Annotated in this window: 14 protein-coding genes; 13 read left to right on the forward strand and 1 reads right to left on the reverse strand. The window is 41.6% G+C overall.

Annotated elements, in window-relative coordinates; all coding sequences use genetic code 11:
- Nucleotides 1-198: 198 nt before the first annotated feature.
- The 13 genes from RMY16_RS30720 to RMY16_RS30780 all read left to right on the forward strand — a co-directional run bounded on the left by RMY16_RS30720 (nucleotide 199) and on the right by RMY16_RS30780 (nucleotide 16,371).
- Nucleotides 199-1,896 (forward strand): aromatic amino acid ammonia-lyase, encoded by a 1,698-nt coding sequence (locus tag RMY16_RS30720; protein WP_322739537.1) that lies wholly within the window; start codon nucleotides 199-201, stop codon nucleotides 1,894-1,896.
- 65 nt (nucleotides 1,897-1,961) lie between these two features.
- The gene (locus RMY16_RS30725) at nucleotides 1,962-3,398 is read left to right on the forward strand and encodes a cytochrome P450 (protein WP_322739538.1); all 1,437 of its coding nucleotides are present in this window, start codon (nucleotides 1,962-1,964) and stop codon (nucleotides 3,396-3,398) included.
- A 47-nt stretch (nucleotides 3,399-3,445) separates the two neighbouring features.
- Entirely contained in the window at nucleotides 3,446-4,966 is a 1,521-nt protein-coding gene (locus tag RMY16_RS30730; RefSeq protein WP_322739539.1) for a long-chain fatty acid--CoA ligase, read from the forward strand.
- A gap of 60 nt (nucleotides 4,967-5,026) precedes the next feature.
- Nucleotides 5,027-6,883, forward strand: coding sequence for a ScyA-related TPP-binding enzyme (locus tag RMY16_RS30735; protein WP_322739540.1), 1,857 nt, complete (start codon nucleotides 5,027-5,029; stop codon nucleotides 6,881-6,883).
- Between the two features lie 281 nt (nucleotides 6,884-7,164).
- Nucleotides 7,165-8,310, forward strand: coding sequence for a 3-oxoacyl-ACP synthase III family protein (locus tag RMY16_RS30740; protein WP_322739542.1), 1,146 nt, complete (start codon nucleotides 7,165-7,167; stop codon nucleotides 8,308-8,310).
- Nucleotides 8,311-8,616: 306 nt separating this feature from the next.
- Nucleotides 8,617-9,366, forward strand: a complete 750-nt coding sequence (locus tag RMY16_RS30745; protein WP_322739543.1) for a Coq4 family protein — start codon at nucleotides 8,617-8,619, stop codon at nucleotides 9,364-9,366.
- Between the two features lie 21 nt (nucleotides 9,367-9,387).
- Nucleotides 9,388-10,050 (forward strand): PEP-CTERM sorting domain-containing protein, encoded by a 663-nt coding sequence (locus RMY16_RS30750; protein WP_322739544.1) that lies wholly within the window; start codon nucleotides 9,388-9,390, stop codon nucleotides 10,048-10,050.
- Between the two features lie 323 nt (nucleotides 10,051-10,373).
- Nucleotides 10,374-11,009, forward strand: a complete 636-nt coding sequence (locus tag RMY16_RS30755; RefSeq protein ID WP_322739545.1) for a PEP-CTERM sorting domain-containing protein — start codon at nucleotides 10,374-10,376, stop codon at nucleotides 11,007-11,009.
- 353 nt (nucleotides 11,010-11,362) lie between these two features.
- The gene (locus RMY16_RS30760) at nucleotides 11,363-12,013 is read left to right on the forward strand and encodes a hypothetical protein (protein WP_322739546.1); all 651 of its coding nucleotides are present in this window, start codon (nucleotides 11,363-11,365) and stop codon (nucleotides 12,011-12,013) included.
- 251 nt (nucleotides 12,014-12,264) lie between these two features.
- Nucleotides 12,265-12,657: a chorismate mutase gene (gene aroH, locus RMY16_RS30765; protein WP_322739547.1), complete on the forward strand. Its 393-nt coding sequence runs from the start codon at nucleotides 12,265-12,267 to the stop codon at nucleotides 12,655-12,657.
- A 68-nt stretch (nucleotides 12,658-12,725) separates the two neighbouring features.
- Nucleotides 12,726-13,865 carry a bifunctional chorismate mutase/prephenate dehydrogenase gene (gene tyrA / locus RMY16_RS30770; protein WP_322739548.1) on the forward strand — a complete coding sequence of 380 codons (1,140 nt, stop codon included), beginning with the start codon at nucleotides 12,726-12,728 and terminating at the stop codon, nucleotides 13,863-13,865.
- 207 nt (nucleotides 13,866-14,072) lie between these two features.
- Nucleotides 14,073-15,779 (forward strand): multicopper oxidase family protein, encoded by a 1,707-nt coding sequence (locus tag RMY16_RS30775; protein ID WP_322739549.1) that lies wholly within the window; start codon nucleotides 14,073-14,075, stop codon nucleotides 15,777-15,779.
- Between the two features lie 85 nt (nucleotides 15,780-15,864).
- Nucleotides 15,865-16,371, forward strand: coding sequence for a hypothetical protein (locus RMY16_RS30780; protein ID WP_322739550.1), 507 nt, complete (start codon nucleotides 15,865-15,867; stop codon nucleotides 16,369-16,371).
- 154 nt (nucleotides 16,372-16,525) lie between these two features.
- On the opposite strand, the gene RMY16_RS30785 is transcribed toward RMY16_RS30780, so the two are convergent.
- The coding region (locus RMY16_RS30785) for a tetratricopeptide repeat protein (protein WP_322739551.1) at nucleotides 16,526-17,824 on the reverse strand (1,299 nt) is incomplete at its 5' end.

Genomic DNA, 17,824 nt, shown 5'->3' on the forward strand with positions numbered 1-17,824 from the left:
TGAGTGCTGAGTGTTGAGTGCTGAGTGTTGAGTGCTGAGTGTTGAGTGCTGAGTGCTGAGTGTTGAGTGTTGAGTGCTGAGTAAAAATCTCAGTCCCTAGTCCCACTTTTATGCAAGGCTTTTGAAACTTGTTTCATCGGGACTGCCCTCTTCACTAATTGTCAAGGTTGAAAACTTTAGTCATAAACTCTCAAAAATATGAATACGCTTCGTTTAAGTAAAAACACTGCCAACAAAACTGTCTTTCCTTTTGTGTATGGTTCTGATGAGGTTGTAATTGTAGGCGATCGCAATCTCACTGTTGAAGAAGTAACTAGTGTAGCGCGTTATGGGAAACAAGTACGTTTAACTGACGATCTAGAAAAATTGGCTAATATCCAAGCATCCTGCGATTTTATTCACCATGCAGTTGAATCTGGCGAACCTATTTATGGGGTGACAACTGGTTTTGGTGGTATGGCAAATGTGGTAATTTCTCCTGAATCTGCGGCTTTACTACAAAATAATTTGATGTGGTATCACAAAGTAGGTGCAGGAAAAAAATTACCTTTGGCTGATGTTCGGGCTGCAATGCTTTTACGTGCAAACTCTCACATTAGTGGTGCATCGGGGATTCGCTTGGAAATCATTAAGCGGATGCTGATATTCCTCAATGCTGGTGTTACACCTCATGTCTGCGAATATGGTTCAATTGGTGCTAGTGGTGATTTAACACCTTTAGCATACATTACTGGGGCATTGATTGGTTTAAATTCCAACTACACCGTTGACTTTAACGGTGAAGAAATGAACGCACTAACAGCATTAAAAAAGCTCGGTTTAGAGCCATTACAACTACTTCCGAAAGAAGGGTTGGCGATGATGAATGGCACATCAGTCATGACAGGTATCGCTGCCAATTGCGTCTACGACACCAAAAATCTTTTAGCATTAGCAATGGGCGCTCACGCCCTAGCTATTCAAGGTTTAAATGGAACTAATCAATCATTTCACCCCTTTATTCATAAGCTGAAACCACATTCAGGACAAAAATGGGCTGCTGACGAAATGCTCAATCTGTTGGAAGGTTCACAGTTAGTTAGAGAAGAGTTAAATGGCTCTCACAATTATCGCGGCGAAGATCCAATTCAAGACCGTTATTCACTGCGTTGTTTACCCCAATATATGGGGCCAATTGTCGATGGGCTTGAGCAAATTCAAAAACAAATTGAAGTAGAAATTAACTCTGTAACTGACAACCCACTTATCGATGTAGAAAACCAAGCAAGTTATCATGGCGGTAATTTCTTAGGGCAGTACATTGGCGTAGGTATGGATCAATTGCGTTACTACATTGGGTTGTTAGCTAAACATCTCGATGTTCAAATAGCCTACTTGGTAGCACCAGAATTTAATAATGGGCTTTCTCCATCTTTAGTTGGTAATAAAGAGCGGAGTGTAAATATGGGTTTGAAAGGATTACAAATTACTGGCAACTCGATTATGCCTCTGTTAACCTTCTATGGAAATTCCATAGCCGATCGCTTTCCTACCCACGCAGAACAATATAACCAAAATATCAATAGTCAAGGTTTTGCTTCGGCAAATTTAGCACGTCAATCAGTAGAAATATTTCAACAGTATATAGCGATCGCCTTAATGTTTGGCGTGCAAGCAGTTGATTTACGCACATACAAAACTGTTGGACATTATGATGCCCGCGTCACCCTCTCGCCAGCAACCAGAAATTTATATCTAGCAATCCGTGATGTCGTCGGACAAGCGCCTTCTGCCGACAGACCTTACATCTGGAATGACCACGAACAAGCCCTAGACGAACACATCGCCAAAATTGCAACTGATATCGTTAATGGTGGACAGATTGTGCAAGCAGTTAAGGAGCTTTTGTTGACCTGAAACTCCTAAGTCTTAATCTGTTACGAACAGTGATGATTTTTTCTAATTAAATTGGAGAGAATACAATGATCAAACAAAGCATCTACCAAAATGCACGTAAAAAACCTCCTGGCCCACCCGGTTTTCCGATTATTGGTTGCTTTCTCCAAATGTCAACAAATCCGCTGCAATTCCTCACCAATTCAGCGCGTGAGTATGGTGGCGTTGTCCATCTGGGGTCAATCGGCCCGCAACAACTTTACTTGATTGCCGATCCCGATTCTATAAAATATGTCCTGCAAGAAAATCCTCAGAACTATACAAAAGGTGAAAATTTCCAGGACATAAAACTAGTAATTGGTGAAGGCTTGGTAATTAGCGAGGGTGACTCATGGCGTTCCCAGCGTCGCCTCATGCAACCATCTTTTCACCGCCAGCAAATCGCCGCGATGGTCAATGACATGACCCAGCTTACCGCCGAGATGGTAGAACGCTGGCAAAAAATTCCACCCGGTGCAACTCTCGATATCTCTGCGGAAATGCTCGTGCTGACACAGAAGATTCTGCTGAAGACGACTTTAAGTATCGACGCTGATAGTGACACCAGCGAACTAATTCAGGCTTGGAATACTATCTACAAGTTCCTTAGCGATCGCTTATGGGCTATCATCAAGCCACCTATTAGCTTCCCCACGCCAAAAAACCGCCAGTTTAAACAAGCAATCAACACCCTCCGCACAGTTGCCAACAACATCATCCAACAACGCAAACAAAGCAATCATACCGCTCATGACATACTTTCAATGTTCATGAATACTCAGGATGAGTCTGGCGAGGGATTGAGTGACCAGCAATTACATGACCAGATAGTTGGACTCTTCTCGGCTGGATTTGAGACTTCAGCTGTAACACTTGGTTGGATCTGGTACTTGCTTTCCAAATATCCCACCGTGGAACGCGAGTTACAGGCAGAACTGGCTACGGTATTGGCTGGAAGAACCCCCACCTTCGAGGATTTGCCACACCTGAAATATACCAAAATGGTTGTCCAAGAGGCAATGCGACTTTATCCGGGTGCGTGGGTTTATGCCCGCAATAACTTGGGCGATGATTTGATTGGCGGCTATCATATTCCAGCTGGCTCGATGCTTTTGTTCAGTCCCTTTGTCACGCACCGCCTCCCTACTTTTTGGGATAATCCTGAAGGCTTTGATCCTGAACGATTCACACCAGAACGCTCTGTTGATCGTCCCCGTTATGCATACTTTCCTTTCGGCGGCGGCCAACGGCAATGCTTAGGTGACATCTTTGCATTAACAGAAATTCAGTTGATTGTGGCAATGGTGTGTCAACGTTTCCGCCTCAATCTACTGCCTGAACATCCAGTTGAGCCGCAGCCATTGCTAACTCTGCAAACACGCAAAGGCATCCTGATGACATTGCAGCCACGAACGGAACTTGATAACGTCAGTCAGCTAAATACTCAAAAGACATTATTAACACTGAATTCTTCTGAGCAATGACTGTCGAAGTAGACGAAGGTAATGAAGTTAAGTGAGTCTTTTTAGCCATGAATATTGTCCATCATATCGAGCGGGGTTATCAACTATATCCTGACAAAATTGCGCTGATATTTGAAGAAAAATCTTTTACTTACAAACAGCTTAACCAACTAGCAAATCGTCTAGCTAACAGTTTAAATGGATTAGGAATTAAAAAAGGCGATCGCGTAGTTTTGTTTTTGCCAAATATTCCAGAATTTATCATTTCTTATCTTGGCATTCTCAAAATTGGTGCGGTTGTTGTCTCAGTCAACGTCATGCTGAAAAGTAATGAAGTTAGCTATATTCTCAACGATTGTGCTGCTAAAGCAATAATTACCACAGAGTCACTCGTTGAAAATGTACCAGAAGCAGATTTACCCGAACTGCAACACATTTTGATTGCAGAGGGTAGCGCCAAAAAGGGAATTACTTTAGCAAAACTGATGGAAAGTGCTTCTGGTAATGCAGATGCTATTGAAATAGATCGCCATACTCCTGCTAGCATCGTCTATACGTCGGGAACAACAGGTTTTCCTAAAGGAGCGACCCTTTCTCACGGCAACATAATTTCTAATATGTATTCCCAAAACCGTTGTTGTGGAATGCAATCAGATGACCGATTACTACTTTATCTACCGTTATTTCATTGCTTTGGTCAAAATGCTATTCTCAATGCAGCATTAAACGTGTGTGCCACAATTATCCTGAAACGTCGATTTGATCTTGAGCAAATACTCAACGCGATCGCTACTCATCAAGTAACAATGTTTTTTGGAGTACCAACGGTATTTATCAATCTTCTAAATAGTAATTTATCTGGTTACAACCTCAATAGTGTTCGTTACTACTTTTCAGCTGCCGCACCAATGCCAATTGAAGTTGCCCAAACTTGGCGGGATAAGTATGGGAAAGTCATTAATGAAGGATATGGCTTAACTGAAACATCACCATGTGCGTCTTATAATCACGATTTGAAATATAAACTCGGTTCCATTGGCGCTCCAATTGAGAATGTAGAAATGAAAGTTATTGACGATAATGGTAATCAGGTAGAGCTTGGTGAATTGGGTCAGATAGTAATTCGAGGGCCTAACGTCATGCTTGGTTATTGGAATCGCCCATTTGAGACTGCGGAAGTAATTAAAAATGGCTGGTTCCATACTGGTGACATTGGTAGGGTAGATGAAGACGGTTTTTTCTACATCGTTGACCGGATGAAAGACATGATTAATGTGTCTGGATTTAAGGTATATCCGACTGAAGTTGAAAATGTTATTTATCAACATTCATCTGTTGCCGAGGTAGCTGTATATGGCGTTAAGGATGCTATCAAAGGTGAGATAGTTCAGGCAAATATTATCTTGAAGCAGGGTAAGATAATTAGCGAAGAACAAATCCTAAAATTTTGCTCGGAAAGAATGGCAAAATACAAACTTCCTTATGCTATTAATTTTGTAGATTCCCTGCCAAAGAACCCAACAGGGAAAGTTCTAAAACGAGTTTTACGCCAGCAATCAAGCTCTCAATTAGTTGCTGTTAATAACTAAATATAGCTTGAGTTAAGTCATCAATAAAGCTAAAAAATCAATAAACAGGAATCATTGGCAATGGTGAATACTAAGTATATCAACAAAAAAGCTAATTCTCCTCAAGCTTTGGGAACAAAAATTAACCCTTCATCTAATCAAATTTCATTTGAAACTTCAACTGGATCTTCTATTTTCTCTCCTGTATCGCTGAATGAAAAATCTCCAGAGTCAGAATTAAATCCTACGGTTGCAGAGGCTCTAGTTAAGATTCTGGAAAATTTGGGAGTTAACTATGCATTTGGTGTTTCAGGAGGCGGTATTGGGCCATTATGGGCAACATTAAACCGTAGCAGCATCGAATTGCTTCACTTTCGCCATGAATCAGGTGCAGCTTTTGCCGCTACCGAGGCTTATTTTGCCAGCGATCGCCCCGTCGTGGTATTCACTACTACAGGCCCTGGTATCACTAATGCTCTAACTGGGCTTTTTGCTGCACGAGGGGAAGGAGCAAAGGTAATTTTCTTGTCGGCTGCAACCTCAACTGGAAATCGCGGTCGGGGAGCTTGTCAAGAAACCAGCGCCCACACAATGCCTTTCTCAGGAATTTTTACTTCAGGCCCACTATTCAATTACGCAACTATATTAGAGTCTGGAGATCAACTGCCAGAAATTTCTCGCAGACTTGCCCAAGGTTTAGCCCAACCAGGCAGCTTTGTAGCCCATATCAGCGTTCCCACCCCAATCCAGACGACACCATTAAAAGTACAGTTACTTCAGCCAGCGTTTTCTCAATCTGTACCAACTGCGAGTGAAGAAGCGATCGCTGAATGTGTAAAGTTGTTATCAGCAGAATCCTTTGCTATCTGGGTTGGCTTCGGTGCGCGACACGCCGCAGAGGAAATCCGTCAGTTGGCAGAAAAAACTGGAGCGGCGGTCATGACATCACCTCGCGCCAAAGGTATTTTTTCAGAACATCATCCCCAGTTTATCGGTGTCACAGGCTTTAGTGGGCATTTATCTGTTCTGAAATATATGCAGGAACAACGACCGCAGCGCATACTAGTCTTGGGAACGCGCCTTGGTGAGCCGACTTCATTCTGGAGTCCGGCAATGATTCCTGTTAATGGGTTCGTCCATGTTGATATCGACCCGCAAGTGCCAGGAGTGGCTTATCCATCAGTAGAGACTCTCGCTGTTCACTCGGAAATCAAAGAATTCCTCAAAGCTTTATTAAAACGCTTTCCAGAGCGTCTTAATTGGTTTCCCACTTCCTCACTACCGCGTCCTGAAGCCTACACAAATACTCAACGCCCAAATGGCTTAGTGCGACCCGAAGCTTTGATGGATGCAATTCAACGACTGATTATTGAGGGCAGTGATGCCTCAATCTTAGCTGAAGCGGGTAACTCTTTTGCTTGGGCAACTAATTTACTGCGATTTAACCAACCAAATCGTTACCGCATTAGTACTGGTTTTGGGTCTATGGGTCATGCTGCCACTGGGGTAGTTGGTACGGCATTAGGGCGAAAAGGTAAAGCCGTTGCGATTGTTGGGGACGGAGCAATGCTGATGAACAACGAAGTCAGCACAGCCGTGAAATTCGAGATTCCATCTGTCTGGATTGTACTCAACGATGGACGCTACAATATGTGCGCCCAAGGAATGGCATTGCAGGGGTTAAGTGGCAACGTCCCGATAGATACGGAAATACCAAGTACTAATTTTGCTGCGATCGCTAGAGCAATGGGAGCCGATGGCATCTGTGTTAATACTGAATCTGATTTAGAAGCTGCGCTACAAAAAGCACTTTTATCTACTGCTCCATTCATTATTGATGTGAAGATTGACCCAACCCGACCCGCACCTATCGGAGGTCGCATTCAGAGTCTGATTAAACAAGGAGCCATAGAAGCTAAAACGGTTATTGGTCATTAGTCATTGGTCATTTGTCATTGGTCATTAGTACCAATTCCCTACAGCTTTTTATGAAAACGATCGCAAAGCGCTGGGAACGAGGCAGGGTGTCATCACAATATTGCTCGGTTAAGAATCAATATTTCGTAGGTTGGATTGAGGCTTTGCAAAACCCAACCTACAGATTGGAAATCTGAAATGCTTATCTGATGTACTTTTTCACAATACCAAATCCAAAAGAGTAACAGTATTTTCCACTTTCATCGTGTAACACCAAAAACAAAATTAAAAGGGGACTTGTCATGGCAATATTAGAACCAGTAGGTATTCGTGCAGTATCAGTTAACTTTCCTAGCATTACCCGTACAAACAATTACTACAGAGAGAATTTTCCAGAGATGGTTGCTAAGGCTGAACAAAAAACCCTGGCTAAACTGTTTGTACCCGATAATGCCACAGTCGATAATAACGACGATATCTGGTCACAAGAGGTAACACCGTATATGTCAGATCCCTTCCGTGGTACTGTGGAAAGAAGGATGTTAGCTCCCGATGAGACTTCACTTTCATTAGAGTATCGTGCTGCTATTGATGCTCTCGAAGCCGCAAAGCTATCTCCTGAAGACATCGATCTCATGCTCGTTACTTCACTGTTTCCAGAGCAAATCACACCTGGGAATGCTGCCTTTCTCGCTGGAAAACTAGGACTACAAGGTGCAGCGTGGAATGTAGAATCAACTTGCACTTCAGCTTTAGTTTCGCTTCAGACAGCCTGTTCTTTGGTGCAAACAGGACAGTATCGCAATGTGTTAGTGGTTGTCTCCACTACCTACTCACGCTATACTGACGAAAATGATACTCTGGCGTTTTTATCAGGCGACGGTGCTGGAGCCTTTGTAGTTGGCAAGTTGAAACCAAACCAAGGTATTCTCGGTACGAAAATTGCCAATACCTCTGCTACCTGCGGTGCTTTCTATAATGAATTCACCACCGATGAACATGGCAACGTCAAAATGTTCATTCGAGGCGGCAAGGGTGCAAGTAAGATGTTTAACGAGACAACAGTGAAGTTTATTCGTCTATGTTGCCACGGTGCGATCGCTGATGCTGGACTCACCTTAGATCAAATCAACTTTTTTGTTTTTAATACACCTAGTGCTTGGTATTCACGAGTTTGCATCCGCGCTCTAGATATTGAGCCAGAGCTTACAATCAATATCAATCCTCTATATGCCAACATTGGGCCAACCTTTCCCGTTGCTAATCTCTATCACGCCGCCCACGCAGGTAAAATTCGTGAAAACGATCTAGTTCTCGTCTACACAATGGGTTCATCATCTAATGCTGGTAGCTGTGTGATGCGCTGGGGCGATGTCGCGCTAGGCCCTGCTCCTGCTCCATCAGTCAGCCTTTCTCAACAAGAGGATAGAATTCTGATTTGCCAGTAAAATTCTTGAAAATTTAGAACTTACATAGAAATCCGATTTGATTGATGAAATTACCGAAACAGTGCTGAGTAACGAGTCACTGAAGTTCTGACCGCCAGAAGTCTGCCCTTAAACTTCTGGCTAAGGAAAAAAAGTAACAATTGCGCGGGCGAAACGCACCTAAATGGCGTAAAGAGTCTCCTCTTAACGAGAGCAAAAATCGCCAAAAGTCAAAAAAACCTTGAATTTTGTAGAGACGCGATTAATCGCATTTCTACAGTGCATACATCTAGACATCAAACTACATTTTTTGAAAGGAGTTTTTTGATGGAGATTACAGAGGCAATGGCACAAGTACTGACTAATTCTAACTCTGTGCTGAACGATCCAGCTTTTGTGCAGGCTTTTTTATCAGTAGCAGCATTTCCTGACGATCCTGAGCTTGCATGGTATTTCAAGTTGGAAGAGGTTGTAAGGCATCTGGATGACATACAAGCTTCCGACTATGTTGAACAGTTGCAACTGAATCCTGGGATGGCAGAAATGATTTCGCAACGCTATTTGGGACCTCAGTATAAATTAGAAGACCTCAATAAAGACTGCGCTCCAGGAACTCTAGGTTATGTCTACTATCATCACATGACTGAAAATGGTATTCCCGCTTATGACTATAGCGCTTATGATTCACCTGATGATTTAAGCTATATCAAAATACGCAAAATGCAGACTCACGATATTTGGCATATCATAACTGGCTATAACACAGAACTTTTAGGAGAATTAGCACTCCAGGGTTTTTGTCATGGTCAAGGCCCAACAGTCTATCAAACCTTATTGATGACGGCTTTAGTGCTGCACTTTACAACCATTCAAACCAAGAGTCTGGGCTTGGCTTTAGAGGCCCTATTTGAAGGCTGGCAACGGGGCCGTGCTGCTCATCCCCTTTGGGCTGTGCGCTGGGAAGAAATGTGGCACAGACCTTTAGAAAGTATTCAGGCAGAGTATCATATACTCCCAGGTCAAGTTTTACAACGCGATCGCCTGCAAAACAATAAAATTTTCAACCTGAAAGTATAGCTATATTACGACATCACTAAAATGGCTTTGTTGAATAAATTCTCGATAGCTTCTGCTGTAAGCATTGCAGCATTTTTAGTTTTAGGAACAGTTGGTGTAAATCCAGCCCAAGCTGCTCTTTTTAAATTTACTTTCGAGGGTGAGGGCGCAAATGGTTACTTTATTTATAATGACTCAGATAATCAGAAGATAGAACCTCTTGGTCCTAACTTTCCTCTTGCTGAGTATCATGGCTCGGTAGAAAAATATTTCGTTAATGTAGGAGACATCGTAGCTGAAGGAACTAAAGGGTCACAATCAAATATAGATGATGAGGCCAGAAATATTGTTTATCTTGGACGCCGTGGTTATTTTGGCTTTGATGATGTCTTTGATGACTTTATCCTTTTCATTCCTGCGGCTTCTCGTAACCAGCAATACGGTTTGTCAATTCGCTTTACTTACCCGGAAGGAAGCTTTTCAAATTCTTCTGCGCTACGAACGAGTGTACCTGACACTGCTAAACTCAGAGTTTATCCATATTGGGATTTTCCAAATACGACGGGAGACTACACGTTTTCAGGAACTGTTAAAACAAAAATTGAGAAGATTCCTGAACCTGCATCAGTGTCTGCATTACTGGGAATCGGCGCTTGGTTTATCTTCCGTCGTCAGTACCGACAATTATTATCTGCACAAGATTAATTAGAGCGAACTAACTTAGCAGATATCTCCAAAAATGAATGTAGATAGCTAGCACTGCTACCTCTCTACAAAGGTTCTATATAAAGCAGAATGAATTTCTGGAGATGTCTACTCTACTTAGGACTTTTTCTCTTGATTTATGAAGTTTTACATTATTAACTTCAGCCAGTTTATGATGCTCTTGGTGTTATCTGTTCAAATTACTTAAAATTAGATTTTCGAAATTACGAAAACTGATTAGTGTTAACATTTTTCACCATGAGACTTTTTGGGTTAGTTGCAGTAACTAATTTAGTAATCAATCTTTTTGAGAGGTAATATTAATGAGTGTATTGAACAAATTCTTGCTTCCGGCTATTTCAAGTGCAGTAGCATTACTTGTGTCAGTAATATTAAATATAGATCCTGCTCAAGCCGCACTGTTAAAATTTATTTTCGAGGGTGAGGGAGTAAACGGTTACTTTACTTACGATGACAGCGCCATAGGAAGAAGTCCGTATACACCCAATGCTACAGCATATCCTGACGGGGGATATGATTATAAATTTGACTTTGGGGAGAAGGGGGTTTTTGAAGGAAGTGTTGGTAATCCTATTATTTTTTTAGCTCGTGCTGAAGATGGTATTCCATATCCTGACACCGATGATTTTATTTGGGAAGTACGTGCTTTTCAACGACAGCCAGCGTCTGAGTTTGCTTTCGTGAGCTATTTTCATTACCCAGAAGATACATTTGGTGGATCTACCGCTATACGGACAACAGTCCCAAGTACTGCAATTCTTGATGTTTATCCAAATGTAGACCCTTCTGCTTCAAGAGGCGACCTGTTGTATACAGGAACTGTCCGAACTCGGATTGAGAAGGTTCCTGAACCTACATTCTTGCCTGCATTGTTAGGAGTAGGCACTTGGTTTTTGTTCCGTCGTCAGTGCCGACCATTATTATCTGCAAAGGATTGATTATAACAAACCAACTTAGTATAAGTATCGAGGCATAAATAAATTTAAAGTTGGTAATAAGGACTTTAGTCCTGATAATCCTTGTTCTGAGCGATAAATCGCTCACTACAAACTAGGAGTTTATTTTATATTTAATTATGTCTACCTACTTACTTAGTTATTTTTTGTTAGTTTGTTGAGGTTTGATTTATCAAATTCAGGTAGTTTATTAGGTTTTTGATGTGTCAACTTTCCTATGATAGGTTTTCTAAAAAATGCAAAAAATTGTTAGTGCTAACATTTTTCATCATGAAACCTTTTCGGTTAATTTCAGGAACTAATTCAGTAATCAATCTTTTTTGGAGGTAATATCAATGAGTCTATTGAATAAATTATCGCTTTCGGCTATTTCAAGTGCAGCAGCGTTACTCGCGTCAGTAATATTAAACATAGATCCTGTTCAAGCAGCTTTGTATAAATTCAGCTTTGAGGGTGAGGGAGCAAACGGTTACTTTACTTACAATGATACTGCCATAGGAACTCCAGATTCACCGAACTCTACCGTATATTTTGAAGGAGGATATGATTATAAATTTGACTTTGGCGAGAAGGGAGTTTTTGAAGGAACCGTTGGTAATCCGATTGTTTTTTTACCTCGTGCTGAAGATGGTGTTCCATATCCTGAAACCGACGATTTTCTTTGGGAGGTACGTGGTAATCAAAAGCAACCAGCATCTGAGTTTTCTTTGGTGAACTATTTTCATTACCCAAAGGGTTCATTTGGGAAATCTACTGCTATACGGACAACAGTCCCAAGTACTGCAACCCTTGATGTCTATCCAAATGTGAACTTTCCTACTACCAGAGGCGACCTATTGTATTCTGGAACTGTGCAAACCCGAATTGAAAAGGTTTTTGAACCTGGGTTGTTGCCTGCATTGTTAGGAGTAGGCGCTTACTTTATCTTCTGTCGTTGTCAGCGTCAAGGAAAACTAATTGATATACAGTGGTTTGTAAGTAAGTGAGGTACAAAACGCAGGACTCACGCATCAGATATCTAATGACTTATTTCGCTACAGTACCTTCATCATTCTTGCTAGTTACCTACCTTTACTGTTTCTGAAAGTTAGACTAAAAACTCGAAAAGAAGCTCCAATTATCTTGGATTAAAAGAGTAGCTATCTAAAACTTTGTGCTGAGAAAAAATTAAGTTTTTAAGGGTCAAATCAATATGGATAAGTTCACATTGCTTACACATACATACCAACAAACTCACATGTCAGCGCCACTCGCAGAATGGCGGGTGCGAGGACTCCGAGGTGCAACTACAGTTAGCCAAAACTCAGCACAAGCGATCGCAGAAGCTGTGGATGAGTTATTGAATGTCTTAGAAGTCAACAATCCGCTAGATCCTGCCGAAATTGTTAGTGTCACTTTTTCCGCCACTCCTGACTTAGATGCAATATTTCTCGCGGCGGTGGCGCGTCGTCGTTCGGGGTGGGAGCAAGTTCCTCTGTTGGATGTGCAGCAAATGCAGGTAAACAGTAGCCTTAAATGCTGTATTCGAGTCCTAATTCACTTCAATACCCCTATACCTCAGAATGCATTACGCCCGATCTATTTGCGCGGTGCTGCACAATTACGCCCAGATTTAGCGATATTTAGTTAGGCGTAGCCCGCCCTTAGACATCGCTCTTTGATGCGGCAAACAAATTAATCATATATTTGAAAAGTCTTATGCTTCCAGAAAAGTTGAAAAAAATTGACCAACAACTCATTGATTTACTAGGTAAAAGAATTGCCGTTTTGGCTGAATCACAATCGATTGCTTTAGAGGAACAAATTACTAATTTTGCATTTTCCTTGGTGCAGGCTGGTGTTCCAGAGTCAATCTGGAAAAACTTGGTTACAGATTGTACCTCTGCCGTTGCTAGTAGATTTTCGCCTCCAGCTAACACTAAGCCACGACGGGTTACTCTAGTTGGCGGACGGGGAATGATGGGGCACTTCTTCCAGCAGAAGTTATCAGCCGTCGGTCACTACGTCAGTATTCTCGATCGGGGTGATTGGGAACAAGCAGAATCGCTGCTACAAAAAGCAGATTTAGTTTTAATCTGCGTTCCGATTGAACATACAATAGAGGTTATTTATAAACTTAGTAAATGCCTTTCTCCAACTACTGCTTTAGCTGATATTGCTAGTATTAAAACTCCAATATTACAGACTATGCTTGAGGAGCATAGTGGGCCTGTAATGAGCTTGCATCCAATGTTTGGCCCAGGTATCAAATCGTTCTTGTCTCAAAAAGTTGTAGTCTGTTCTGGCCGTGGAGACGATGCCTTCCAATGGCTTTTGGATTTGATTGAAAATGATGGTGGTAAACTGATTGTATCTACACCAGAAGAACATGACCAAATGATGGTTGCTGTTCAAGCAATCCGTAACTTTAAAACCTTGAGTCTTGGGGTTTTTCTAGCAGAAGAAGAGATTGATATCCGTCGAAGCTTAGATTTTTCTAGCCCAATTTTCCGTCTAGAAATTGACATAGTTGGCCGCTTGTTCGCTCAGTCTGCACCTCTGATAGCAGATATTATGCTTGCTACATCAGAGCGACGTGAAGCCATTAAACGACTAGCAGCCACTTATGATCGGTTGGCGCAATTAGTTATTCAGAACGATCGAGATAGCCTGATTCGGGAGTTCAAAAAAACCCATAGCATTTTGGGAGAAGAAATGAACTCGGCTGTAGAGGAAAGTACTCAGATGATTAACACCCTGAGTACACTCTTAGCAGCTAGGGATATTGAACAAAAACAACCATATTTTGTTAGTAAACAAAGTGCGATGCCTTCTCTGCGTTCGCGCAGCGTGTCGTAGACAGACGCTACGCGTAGCTTGCTTCCCGTTCGCGTAGCGTTTCCGACAGGAGAAGGGTACGGCGGGTGTAGCCATCACTAATCAACCCATAGCATCATAAGCCTAAAAGAGTTTCAGAAAGTTCTTGCATAAGTCCAAGGCTTTTTAGACTCAACGCTAATTTTTACAACACAACCAAAAATGTTAACTAGAAAGCAATTTTTAACGATGAGCGCAGGTTTAGGAGTAGGAGTTCTGCTTCCCGAAGTACTCAAAGCAAAGAGAACCTATGCAGCCTCGCCTCGACTCTCAAAATTTACCGAGTCGCTGCCCATTTCATACCCGATTTCACCACCTAGTACCTTAGATATTGCACCAGGTAAACACTCGTTCCACAGCAGCTTAGGGTCTTTTACCACCTGGGGTTACGGCGGATTGTCTTATCTTGGCCCCACTTTCGAGGTAACAAGGGGAACGCCCGTTAGGATTCGGGCATTCAACAAACTCGGTACTCATCCATTAGCTGGGTCAGTTGATACAAGCTTACATGGTGTCAATGCGTCGGACATAACTAACCCACGAACAGTCATACACTTACACGGCAGCAATACCGAGCCTGACAGTGATGGTTATCCAGAAGACACGTACCTGCCCGGACAGAGCAATGTGTACAACTACAACAACAATCAAGAAGCCGGGACACTCTGGTATCATGACCATTCCCTTGGCCTGACTGCCTTGAACCTCCAAGCCGGGCTGGCTGGGATGTATCTGATTCGGGATGAGGACGATCCTATAGGTGGTAATGGCCCTCTTGGTATCCCTGCTGGAGCGCCCTATGAAGTGCCCTTGATACTACAAGATCATTCGTTCAATTCCGATGGTTCGATGTCCTTTCCAGCAAAATGGGATCATGAGTTTTACGGTGATGTTGCTGTCGTCAACGGCAAGGCTTGGCCAAACCTCAATGTTGACCGAACTTTGTACCGCTTTCGCATTGTCAACGCTTCAAACTCCCGATTCTTCAGACTTAAGCTGTCGTCAAATCAGCAACTAATTCAAATTGGCTGTGACGGAGGATTCTTGAACGCTCCAGTATATTTGCTTAAGTTACTGCTGGGGCCTGGTGAACGAGCTGATGTGCTAATCGATTTTTCTACAAGTCTACCAGGAGATAAGATTGTATTACAAAATGACGCTGCGGCACCGTATCCCAAGGGTTTGGCTACGGTCATTGACCAGGGTTACTTTAGAATGCCAGAAATCATGCAGTTTACGGTGAATCGGGGCGCTGCTGTTCCTAAAGCTATTCCCACACGGTTGCGAGTAAACAATCCATTGATAACAAAGATTGCTACCAAACCAGTAAAACAGCGCAACCTGGTTCTAACAGATATTTTGAACTCTAACTTTCAGGTGTTAGCGATGATGCTCAACGCGGTTTACTGGCATGAAGCAGCCAACCACCCAAAATTGAGGGAGCAACCACAAGTAGACACAGTAGAGCAGTGGAACTTCATCAATCTACAGCCATTCGCCCACACAATGCACCTACATCTAGTGCCATTTCAAATCCTCAACCGCCAATCAATTAATGATACTGCCTACTCGGCAGCATACAGAGCTACTGGGCCGCGTAAAGTACTTATGCACCATGCACCTGGTGGAGATACAGTGCCTTATGGTTATCCACCACTCGACCCTACTCCCTATTTAAAAGGTTTAGCAAAACCACCAGCAGCGAACGAAGCTGGCTGGAAGGATACTGTGGTAGTCAACCCGTTTGAGGTTGTTCGTCTGATAGTTCCCTTCGGTGCTAAAGCCACAGCGAACTTACCTTTTGGCAATTCATTTACTGGACGCCTCGTGTGGCACTGCCACATGCTTAATCACGAAGATAACGACATGATGCTACCCTTTGACGTGCTGCCGTAGCCTTTACCAGCAATTATTAGTTACACAAATAAGTAGTGATGCAAAATCCTTGTTAATCGTGTTTTGAAATAAAAGGGAAAATGGAATGAATTTTGATAGAAAGCTCGCAGTTACTATCACTAGTACAGTCTGCATTTTAACAAATATGATGGCTCCTGTTTCAGCGGCAATTTTTAATTTTTCCTACTCTGGTACGAGTGTGCTTGATCCAAATGACATTGTTACAGTCGCAGGAAAATTAACAACTAACCCCTACGATTCAGCGACAAATAGTTATGAAATTGTAGATATTACTGGCACAAGAAATGGCAACCCAATAGAGTCTTTATTATCTCCAGGCTTATTTCTTGACAATGACAATCTCTTATTCGCTGAAACTCCGAAATTGGATGAATTTGGATTTGCTTACACCGTAGGAGGAGCGTCATATAATGTGTTTTACACTTATGACTACTTAGAAATAGGGGAGCAAGGTTATTATACAGGTTATCCCCTCACTTCTTTTTCTATAACACCTATCCCTGAGTCTTCCCTAATTTTAGGTATACTAAGTATAGCTGTTTTAGTGGCTATCAAAAAAAATAAACGGTAGGTTCGCTCATTTGAAAAACTCGATAATCCGAATTCGGGCATTGCTGATTCAAGTCAAATGGTAGATACAAGTCATCAGCAATAGTATTAACTAAATAAACTAAAATCACCCAGATGCTATACAAACTTTGGAGGCTACTTAATATAGTATTTATCTAGAAGTTTAAAATATCTACTGATTCTTCTATTTCTAAATCTAATATTATTTCTCGTGTGTCTTTGAGTGCTTCTAGTTTACCTTCTTGACGATAGATATCTGCCGCTTTTTGAAAATCTTCAATTGCTCCCTGTTTATCTGCAATTTCTAAACGAATATTCCCACGATTATAATAAGCATCAGCATAACTAGGATTAATCTGGATTGCCTGGGTATAGTCTTCAATTGCGCCCTCAAAATCTTCTAAATCTGAACGAGCATTCCCACGGTTATAGTAAGCATCGGCATAATTAGGATTAATCTGGATTGCCTGAGTATAATCTTCAATTGCGCCCTCAAAATCTCCTAAATCTGAACGAGCATTCCCACGTTTTTTATAAGCTATGGCATCTTGAGGATTAATCTTGATTGCTTGAGGAAATCCTGGCTGAGAGCCTAATAAATAACGAGTAATCCCACGGTTTTTATAAGCATCAGCATAATGAGGGTTAATTTTAATAGCCTGAGTATAATCCTCAATTGCTCCTTGGTTATCTCCAATATGAGAACGAGCTTCAGCCCGATTTTTATAGGTTACGGCAACATTAGGATTAATTCTAATAGCTTGAGTATAATCATTAATTGCTTCCTCTAATCGCCCCAGTTGATAGAGAGCTAAACCTCTTTTATTGTAAGATTTAGCATCATGAATATTCATCTGGATTGCCTGAGAATAATCTGCGATCGCAGCTTCATAATCTCCTATTTGATAGTGTGCTAAACCTCGTCTATAATATAAATTACTATCATTATTAGTAATTTCTAACGCTTTATTATAATTATTAATAGCATTTGTATATTCTCCTTTCTCTAAATTTTCATCACCCCTTTTTATATAAAGTAAATTTAAATCTTCATCACTATATTCAGGTTTAAAAGGAGATTTGAACACCTGATTAATAGTTGGCTTAAATGATATATCCTGTTTCGGGAGATATTTGTAAATTGGTGGTTGTTGCCGAGAAGAATTATTTATAAAAGATTGTAACTGTTCTAGATAGCACCATAAACCACCACCATATAGTAATTGTTCTATCCCAAAAGAAATTTTACCAGTCTTCAACTTAATCATCCGGGTTGGGAGAAAGCCAGCCAAAAAAAGGTGATACTCAGATTGTGCTTCACTCACATCTTCTTGAATCAAAATGCAAACTACAACTGCATTTTTTTCAACTTCTTCAGAACTAATTGACCATCTAACTCTGTCAATGCGACCATGACGAGATTTAACCTCAATACCAATAGATGGGTCAGAAGT

The organism is Nostoc sp. DedQUE12b (assembly GCF_034530835.1).
Lineage (GTDB): Bacteria > Cyanobacteriota > Cyanobacteriia > Cyanobacteriales > Nostocaceae > Nostoc.

Bases quoted from the DNA above. Each gene is read 5' to 3' on its own strand.
- RMY16_RS30720 (WP_322739537.1), top strand. From the start codon at position 199: ATGAATACGCTTCGTTTAAGTAAAAACACTGCCAACAAAACTGTCTTT.
- RMY16_RS30725 (WP_322739538.1), top strand. From the start codon at position 1,962: ATGATCAAACAAAGCATCTACCAAAATGCACGTAAAAAACCTCCTGGC.
- RMY16_RS30730 (WP_322739539.1), top strand. From the start codon at position 3,446: ATGAATATTGTCCATCATATCGAGCGGGGTTATCAACTATATCCTGAC.
- RMY16_RS30735 (WP_322739540.1), top strand. From the start codon at position 5,027: ATGGTGAATACTAAGTATATCAACAAAAAAGCTAATTCTCCTCAAGCT.
- RMY16_RS30740 (WP_322739542.1), top strand. From the start codon at position 7,165: ATGGCAATATTAGAACCAGTAGGTATTCGTGCAGTATCAGTTAACTTT.
- RMY16_RS30745 (WP_322739543.1), top strand. From the start codon at position 8,617: ATGGAGATTACAGAGGCAATGGCACAAGTACTGACTAATTCTAACTCT.
- RMY16_RS30750 (WP_322739544.1), top strand. From the start codon at position 9,388: ATGGCTTTGTTGAATAAATTCTCGATAGCTTCTGCTGTAAGCATTGCA.
- RMY16_RS30755 (WP_322739545.1), top strand. From the start codon at position 10,374: ATGAGTGTATTGAACAAATTCTTGCTTCCGGCTATTTCAAGTGCAGTA.
- RMY16_RS30760 (WP_322739546.1), top strand. From the start codon at position 11,363: ATGAGTCTATTGAATAAATTATCGCTTTCGGCTATTTCAAGTGCAGCA.
- aroH (WP_322739547.1), top strand. From the start codon at position 12,265: ATGTCAGCGCCACTCGCAGAATGGCGGGTGCGAGGACTCCGAGGTGCA.
- tyrA (WP_322739548.1), top strand. From the start codon at position 12,726: ATGCTTCCAGAAAAGTTGAAAAAAATTGACCAACAACTCATTGATTTA.
- RMY16_RS30775 (WP_322739549.1), top strand. From the start codon at position 14,073: ATGAGCGCAGGTTTAGGAGTAGGAGTTCTGCTTCCCGAAGTACTCAAA.
- RMY16_RS30780 (WP_322739550.1), top strand. From the start codon at position 15,865: ATGAATTTTGATAGAAAGCTCGCAGTTACTATCACTAGTACAGTCTGC.